The organism is uncultured Bacteroides sp. (genome assembly GCF_947632445.1).
GTDB lineage: Bacteria > Bacteroidota > Bacteroidia > Bacteroidales > Bacteroidaceae > Bacteroides.
Genome location: NZ_CANRPM010000092.1, coordinates 1 through 8,345 on the forward strand (window position 1 = coordinate 1; position 8,345 = coordinate 8,345).

Annotated in this window: 5 protein-coding genes; all 5 read left to right on the forward strand. The window is 51.7% G+C overall.

Features of this window, described 5'->3' with window-relative positions; genetic code table 11:
- Positions 1-1,101: hypothetical protein (locus tag Q0Z70_RS12415; protein WP_298074975.1), on the forward strand; the 1,101-nt coding region annotated here is incomplete at its 5' end.
- Between the two features lie 27 nt (positions 1,102-1,128).
- On the forward strand, positions 1,129-2,418 hold the full coding sequence (locus tag Q0Z70_RS12420) for a hypothetical protein (RefSeq protein ID WP_298074977.1): 1,290 nt from the start codon (positions 1,129-1,131) through the stop codon (positions 2,416-2,418).
- Between the two features lie 25 nt (positions 2,419-2,443).
- Positions 2,444-4,021 carry a hypothetical protein gene (locus Q0Z70_RS12425; RefSeq protein ID WP_298074979.1) on the forward strand — a complete coding sequence of 526 codons (1,578 nt, stop codon included), beginning with the start codon at positions 2,444-2,446 and terminating at the stop codon, positions 4,019-4,021.
- A 26-nt stretch (positions 4,022-4,047) separates the two neighbouring features.
- Positions 4,048-5,784, forward strand: a complete 1,737-nt coding sequence (locus Q0Z70_RS12430) for a hypothetical protein (protein WP_298074980.1) — start codon at positions 4,048-4,050, stop codon at positions 5,782-5,784.
- Positions 5,785-5,797: 13 nt separating this feature from the next.
- Positions 5,798-8,281 (forward strand): fimbrillin family protein, encoded by a 2,484-nt coding sequence (locus tag Q0Z70_RS12435; RefSeq protein ID WP_298074981.1) that lies wholly within the window; start codon positions 5,798-5,800, stop codon positions 8,279-8,281.
- Positions 8,282-8,345: the final 64 nt, after the last annotated feature.

An 8,345-nucleotide genomic window follows, 5' to 3' on the forward strand; every position in this document is an offset into this window, starting at 1 on the left:
TATAAATACGGCTATCTCGAAGACCTGCGGCTGATATTCCTCGTCCGGCAGGAATGGATCGGCAAGTCCAGGAACGTTTACCTGTTCGCCAACAGCGAGCCGATATTCGAGAGAATGTTCAAGGAGACGGAGGGACTGAGCGGTCATCTCGACCCTGAAGAGGGAGCCTACGGCGGCAACCATCGGAAAGATTTCGAGCAGGACATCACTGACAAGTACCTCGCGGCTATCAAAGACGTAACGTTCACGAACGAGGAGCTGCAAGAATTTGTCAAGCCTGAGAAGGGCGGCACGCCCAATGGAATCCCCATGAGCGCCGAGTACCGCGATGTCGAGTTCGAACCGGGTAATACGGGCATTGTCAATATCAGTGTCTTCAACAGCTATATTGTCCGTGCGGCGAACAAGATTACCTTCACGTACATCAATGACCGTCTGATGGGTGATATAGCCGTGAAGAACTGGCAGTTGCAGTACACGGCCGATAAGTCCTGGCTCCTGCCCCATGTGCCGGCAGAAAAGAACTCATCGCTTTTCGGTACCGGAACCGATTATGATAACTGGATAGCATGGTACGCCAAACACATCGGGAGCGGCGGACATGAGGAGGAACTGGAATTCGATACGCCCGAAGGGGTGGTGATGTCACCGTTCAGCGATGATTATGAAGCGGAGGCAACGGTACGGAGGACGACGAGTGACAATACCACTACCGAAACGGTCAAAGGTTTGCGTGTGCCCCAAAGAGGACTTACGGATAGGGAGCCTACGCCCGCGAAGGATTCGATCACCTATTATTTCCTCGAAAGCCGTTACATTCCCGAAGGAGCGGACGCACAACGTTACACGATGAGGTTCAATACGTTGGAATACCAGAATACACCGACGACGGATGAAAGCGGCGAGCATTACTGGCAGCCCAGTAGTTATCCTGCCGGTGCGGCGGAGGCCTATCATTTGGACCAGGTGAAGACGCTCTTGCGGAATACCCATGTCATCATCACGGCGACTTTCGCCGATAAGGGACAGCTCGATTTGGAAGTGTCGATCAAGAACTGGCATGTGGATGCCCCCGTGGAAGGACAGTTGAAACCTGAATAACGGTTAGAAACGAAAGGAAAGAAAGCAATGAAAACATGGAACATAATCGTATATTGCTTCGCGGTAGGGGCATTTGCCGGATGTGAGCACGAGGTTGCACCCGACCCGCTCCCCGTGCGGGAGCATCCCTTGTATTTTACCGCCGGAATTGCGGGATCCGCATCTGCGGGGATCACAACGCGGGCCGATGCCTCGGACACTATTACTCCCAAGTTAGTTGCCGCGCGGGACTTGTTGCTGAAAAAGACGTTTACCGAAGGGGATGTCATCCGCATCTGTAATACGAATACAGATAAAGAGGAGCCTTCGTTCAACATAGAGGGAAGCAGTTCTGTTTACCAGTATGTATGGAAGAAGTACAAAAACGAGAGCGGTTTTCCCGAAGGTTCGGATGAAGAGGACAAGTGGTTAGATGGAGGTACCAATGACAGTCGTTCCGAGTACCTTTTTGTGCCGGATTCCATACCATCGACGGACGTTAAATACGGATTCTACGCCAGCGACTTGATAAGCGACGGAGCTAACTATTTCCAGTTGTATGCCGCGTGGTGGAAGGAGTTCGAGCCGGGAGTGAGGGATAATGCGCCTGTCATTGAGAGAGACCAGAGTACGAAGGACGGATTCCTGAACTCGGATATGATGCTTGCCTATCGGAAACACTCGATAGACTATCCCTATGCTGCGATGAGGTTGGTGTTCTGGCACGTATTCTCCATGCTGGACGTCCGCATCACCCTGCCCGACTATGACAAGGGGCACGTGAACGCGGGGGAAGGTGATGCCATACCGGATAGGCTGCCGTCGGGTTACGAGAAGGATTCGGTGAAATTGTTTATGACGAATGTTCCTGTCGACTATTCGATAACGCATACGGCCGACTACAGTTCGGGTAACTTGCTCTCGGTTCTCCCCAATACAAGCGAGAGAGCCGAAGCTATTCCGATGTACCGTTACTACACGTCAGGGCCATTTCTGAAAGATGTTCAGGTGGACGAGGGGAAAATGGAGAAAGACTCCTGTCGCACCTACGGCTTTTGCGGAATAGTGCCGCCAATGGAGTGGACAGCAGATCAAGAAGTTCAACCCCTGTTGAGACTGAAATTGAAAGACCCGCTTTCGCGTGCAGACAGATACTATACCTATACGCCCACTAAGATCAACGACAGTGAATATTCTTTGACCTTGCAGGGCGGACATATTTCGGTACTGGAGTTCGACCTGTCCCGCAATGTGGACAAGATGGAGGTCGTGAGGGCCACTATCGAGCCGTGGACAGAAGCGGAGACGGATGTACCGGTTACGGAGATGGGGAAATGATTTACAGATAAAAAACGGATAAAAGATGAAAATGAAAACGCATGACATAACGGGACACAGGGCCGGGCAGGCATTGCGGGGCATCGCGGTATGTGCAGCGGCGTTGTGCCTGATGGCGGCCTGCAGTCGGGAAGAGGCGTTATCCGATCCTGCCGCTGCCGGGATGTATGACGGCCCGTTGACGATTCGGGCCGATATCGGAGGAATGCTCGAAACCCGTGCGACCCATTCGGAGGGCCCCCTGAAGAATGATGAGATGTGGGTGCTTTCGACCAAATGGAAAGGCTTGGATTCCACAGAATATAGCGGCATAAATTACACAGAATATTTTAAAGCGAATTTCTCGAAAGGATATGGCGAGTTCGAGTGGAGACGCGATAGTATCATTGAAATCAAATGGAGCGATTTGATAACAGAGTATGGCTACTATACAATTGGTTTGGACAATGGACCAATCGGATGGGCCGATAGTGGTTATCCTGTCAACAGCTGCTCGGTCAGTGGTAAAGGCAGGTTTGTGAATTTCGCCGGCTTTAGCAAAGAAGTGAGTGACAGTCTGCTGGCACGGTATAAGGCACAGGTAGAACCGGAGGACGGCACTATGGCCCAGAACGACTTGATAGCAGGCCGTTATTATGAATCAGAGACTAATTCCAATAATAAGCGTTGGATAGATATTCCGCTTCGGCACCTTATGTCACGTGTCCATGTGGAAATTACCGCCCCGGCCATACAGAATATCGAAACAAAGGATGTGCAGGTCTGGCTGTCCCCGCTTGCCGAGAAATGTTACGGGATAGAGCGTATCTTGGGGGCTGATAGTCCGGGAGTGTTGATAGACAGTATTAAGTTTGAATCCGGCAATTGGGTACTGGCACTCGAAAAAAGCGGTGATAAGGTTTTCACAAGCGACCTCTACCTGCTCGGATCGGCTGACAAGAGCGAGCCGCTGCTGCGCGTCCCGGATAAAGAAGGAACATTCCGCACCCATTATCTGATTATGCCACCGCAAACTACGCATCTAAGTGCTGGAGAAAACAACTCCCTGCGTCCGACGCTGTATCTCAAAATCGGCGATAGGACTTGGGCGGGTATGCTGCCCGGAAACATTACAATAGGAGGCGAACCGCAAACCTTCAGTGAATTCGGGAGCGGTCAGAACATCACGCTGAAAGTGGAGATTACCGATGCTCCGCCGGCGATAAACATCGAGGCGACGGTCCGGCAATGGGAAGATAAGGGAACGTGGTTGTTGGGCACGGATCGTGGCGGCATACGCAGTGCAGAGGATTTCAAGAATGCAGTGAGCGAGTTCAAAAAGTATGCCGAGGGTGACCCTACGTGGGAACCCGGCACGACGAAGCCCGAACCATTGGAACGTTACGGTAATCTCGACGGAAAGAGTAAAAAGTTCACATTTCACTTCTTCAACGATTTCGAAGAAACAACAGAAGATCTTCCGTCTGAATGCAAAATCCCCGATACCGATAAATACAACCATTTCGATGTGAATCTGCATGGGCACACCGTCTACGGAGTTGACGGACTGCAGGGAGGAAAGGACAACAGTGAGGCTCTCAAAGGAAAAATGCTGTCAGATTAATATGAAGAGATATGAAAAATAACGATATGAAAAGACTTATTCATAGACTGCTCGGAGGATTGTGTGCAGGAGTCGTATGCTGCATCCTCGGAGCCTGCAGCGACCGTGCGGACGAAAGCGGTTTTTCAATCCCGGATGGACAGGTGAGCCGGATATCCCTTCAATCCGGCATTATGCCCATAGCGAACGGGATTGATCCGCCGCTTGCCTCAGCACTGAAGGTGAAGTACAGCAACAGCGGTTTTTCAGTGGGCGACAGTGTCGGGTTCTTTTCCAGAGGCGGAAAGATCGAAGGGGGCAGCTCTTCGAACTTCTTGAACCTGAAGCTGATTTTCAACGGACGCACATTCAATTCGGATATATTGTCCGATTACGCCCAAGCAGACCCGAACCGGATGGAGCGAATTTTCTCGTATTATCCCTATACGGAAGGCAAGGATACATTGGCCGACATTTATGCCAAAAAAGAAGGCACTGATGAACATGAAGAGCCGCTTCGTGTCATTGATTTCCTTACGACGAACTATTCGAGAGACGGCGCAACGATGAACTCGGCAAATTTGTTTTGGCATACGTTTGCTATTGTGCGCGTGGCGCTCGGAGATGGATTCAAGGAATTCGACGGCGACATTTACCTGCAACTCGAACGGAAGGTTAAGAGCGTATGGATTGATATGAATTTTACTGAGCAGCAGGACGAGCAGATTGTGATGGCTTCCGGTATCACCGGTGCCGTGATGAAACTTGTGTATGACGACACGGCGACAAGCGCCGAGTCGCGCCGGCTGAGAACCTTTCCCAACGGATCAGGTGGAGATAATAAACGCTGGGATGTCATCGTGCCGTGCAGGCCCATGATGTGGTGGCACTCGGATAACCCCGATGCAGCCGAAGTTTCCGGCGTGACGGTGCAGGCTATTATTCTTGACCCGTCGGATGGCAGCGAGGACATCGAGATTCCCGTGGATAACTATAAGACATTCGTGGGACAGATGGACGGCGGTTACTTGTACGGCATCAGGGGTTCCTACATCTATACCGTCCGTGTCGTAAAGGAAGGCTTCGAGGCATCGGTCTTTCCTGTGGATGTGCAGGAATGGAACACGGAAGAGATAAAGGAGACTATTCCCCGCGGCATCACCGACGCGAGTGCCTACAAGAATTTTATAATGAACTACAATAAGTTGTTTGAGGAGAATAAAACCTATAGTAAAGAGGAGATTGCGAATAACGCTAAGCAGTTGACGGAATGGGGCGATGCGATTTTCAATGGCACCGATAGCGTTTTCACGGTCTTCCTGACGAACGATATAGATCTGTCCGGGGATAATGAGATGGATAACTTGATGATCCACAATTTAGTAATACCCATCGACGGGCGTGGCAAGACTATCCGCAACTGCCGCTTGAATGGAAGTTTCTGCAAGAAGATAGATACCGGCGGCTCCTTGAAGAACCTCTGTTTCGAGGGTCTCCAAGTCGAGTCCACCGATACGGTACCCGTTGGCCTGCTGGCGGGGACGATGGAGAATAGCGGTATCATTGATGGATGCCGGGTCACGAACGGCTGGTTGTCAGGCGCTTCTTCTGAAACGAAGGTCGGTGCGGCTGTCGGAACGATGAAGGGCGGAACGGTGAAAAACTGCGTATTCAAGGGCGGTTCCATGAAGGGAACGGCTGGGACGCAGGACGACCTTGTCGGTGACTATCAAGCCGGAAGCGTGGAGAACAACCAGAATGATATGACTGTAGTAAACAATTAGGAGAGTAACGGATATGAAAATGCGATTGTATATAAAGCGGTTCGGCAGGGCACTTGCGGCGTGTGCGGTATTGTTCGCGGCGGCATGTGACGACCGGTTGCCGGAGGCTTCGGATGCAGGGGTGGCGACGGAGCCGATGCCGGTGCATATCGAGGTAAGTCGTGTGGCGCTCCGTGCCGTGTCCGATGCGGCGACCCGCACGGCCCCTTCCGTGAGAGAGTGGAAGGACGGCGATGCGATACAGATTACCGCCGTCTTCAACGGTGAGAAGATAACAGACAAAAATAGTAGGCAGCAGTATTGCTGTTACAAATATAATTCGACTTTGGACGAATGGGAACCCGATGTGCCCGTTAATAAATTGATGTGGCCCGTCGGTGTGGAAAGCGCCGAATTTACGGCCTATTACGTCGAAGGCATTAAGGGCGCCTTCTCCGGCGGGACGGAAGTTCGGGACACCGTTTTCCTGCTTGGCAATATCGAGGAAGGAACGGATCCGCTGTATTGCACGTTCCACGCGGACTATGGGGAATCCGTATATCTCAACTTCCGGCATCTGTGCACGCATCTGACCTTAGCGGATGTCAAGACAGAAATGTCCGACATCTACTGGCTTTACGGAAATGCCGGAGCTGAAGCTTCGGCTTCGGAGATCCCGAATGCCTATAAATTGGAATATGACGCGACTGCAAATAAACTGAAATTCAGTTTTGTGGAGTCGCTGAGGAGCACGACAATGGGCGCTGTAACGGATTTGGGTGATGGGCACTATGTCATTTCCCGCAAGCGTGTTGTCGAGGGGGAAGGCAAGGACAGCAAGAGCTGGGTCGATTTCTATCTTGCCCCCTCTACGAAGAGTGAGGGCGAGACGCGGGAATCGGATGCAACCTATACATACGGGAAAAACTGCAAGCTGAACTATGTGAACAATCATCCCTACCTGTCGTTTACCTCCGATGAACTGGACACACTGAAGGCGGGCATCCACTACGAACTTTCGGTAGAGCGAAGCACGGGCATCGTACCGGAGCCGCAGACGGATTTCCCCGACAAGCCGGGCACCGATTTGGGCTATGTCCATATTCCCGACCTGCTGGCGGGGATCGTGTCTAATAGCGATGTGACCGATGAATCCGGCAATTTGGTATTGAAATCGACCGGCGAGGCCTATCCGCGCCTGCTGCGGGATGTGGATTTCCATAACTTCAATCCGATAGATTACATTCTGGGAACGGGCGACTTCGCTGAAGATGCGCCGTCATCTGTTGTTCCTGCCGGTAAAGGTTATAGAGGAGCCCATCCCGACTGGAAACTGCCTCGAATGGAGGGTAATATATTGGACGGCGATTATCACAGTTTCCTGAACGTGGCCTATCCGATATTCTACAGCGTCGAAAACGGGGAGATCTACAACCTTGCCATCCGCGACTCGAAATTGGACATTAAGGTCAAGGATATTCAGAGAATGGACAGCGTGAGGATACAAGGGGAAACTGCAACGGAGGGTGTCATCAATACCGACTTCGGCATATTGGCTGCCATTTTCAGAGGGAAAGTGTCCGGCCTGCTCTTAGACAAGGTGGATATGACCGTGCACCTCGATAGCTGCCTAATGAGCAGTACCACGGTCAGCACCTACTCGATCGGATGCGTGGCAGGACGGCAGGCGGTGTCTACGGGGGGAAGAACCACCATAATCGAAAATGTGGAGCTGCGGGGCGACGTAAAGCTCACCGTGCAGAGAGACGGAGACGGAATACTGAACAGCCGACAGGATATCTGTGTGGGCATAATAGCGGGACAGAGCGGAGCAACCATCGACGGCGTCACTTGCGCGGAGAGTCGGTTGACAGAGACTCCGGTTCCGGGGAAATGTACGCTCAGCCTCCCGATATACAGTCACGGCAATGTGAAGGCGGGCGGTCTGGTAGGAAAGGAAGTGATGACGATGCAGGATGCCAGTATCAATGCCGTAGTGGACGCTTCGCAGCTGAATGCGGCCCAGTGCTACATCGGCGGACTGGTCGGCGAAATTGTAAACGAGAGCGAGAGTAACGGCAAGCTGCTCGACTGCACGGCGAACGTAGCTGTCACCGGCGGCATCAGTCATGGCATCGACAATGTAACCTATTCTTATTCCTATTGCGGTGGTATAGCAGGTAAGGCTTCGACCGTTGAAATCAAGAGAATCACCATTTGGGGAACCGTCAAAGGCGGGACGGAAACGGTTGAGCAGCCTACCAATGCCAACATGATGATCTTCGCTACGGGCGGAGGCTTCGGTTATGTATCAGGGGGCAGTTTGACGGATTGCCGTGTCGGAGCAGGCGTTACCGCAGCAAGTGTGAAGACACAGGGAATTAATGGCAACCATACGGGACGTTTCGTGGGGATGACCCCCGATGATTATACGGATAATACAAATGGAAATCAGGCATCGGGTACAGGGCAATTCGTTGGTAATAAAGGTACCGAGCCCACTCCAGGGGGGGGGTAGAAACTAACTGATATAGAGTGTTCTAATGCAATATTATGAGATGAAGATATGAAAAAGATAATAA